Below are 283 nucleotides of genomic sequence, written 5' to 3'. Positions count from 1 at the left end.
GGGCTTCACCGTTCGACTTGCATGTGTTAAGCACGCCGCCAGCGTTCGTCCTGAGCCAGGATCAAACTCTCCGTGAATGCTTACCGGTCTATCCGGTTCACACCCGCGTTGAGCGGCACGGCAACCACCGGAATAAGGTGACCCCGCGCACTGCGTCCTCGCTAGTGTTTACTTCAAAAGGAATCTCCAACCCCCATCCCGAAGGACCGAGGCCGGGGATGTCAACATATCTGGCGTTGACTTTTGGCACGCTGTTGAGTTCTCAAGGAACGGACGCTTCCTT

The 283-nt window shown here is 56.9% G+C and carries 1 rRNA gene; it reads right to left on the bottom strand.

The features are described 5' to 3' along the window. Positions 1 to 77: ribosomal RNA gene (locus tag PUR71_RS33040) — 16S ribosomal RNA — on the bottom strand; the annotation flags it as partial. Positions 78 to 283: the final 206 nt, after the last annotated feature.

The sequence above is a fragment of the Streptomyces sp. SP17BM10 genome (assembly GCF_036322405.1).
GTDB lineage: Bacteria > Actinomycetota > Actinomycetes > Streptomycetales > Streptomycetaceae > Kitasatospora.
This window is presented reverse-complemented; position numbering and strand designations above follow the sequence as displayed.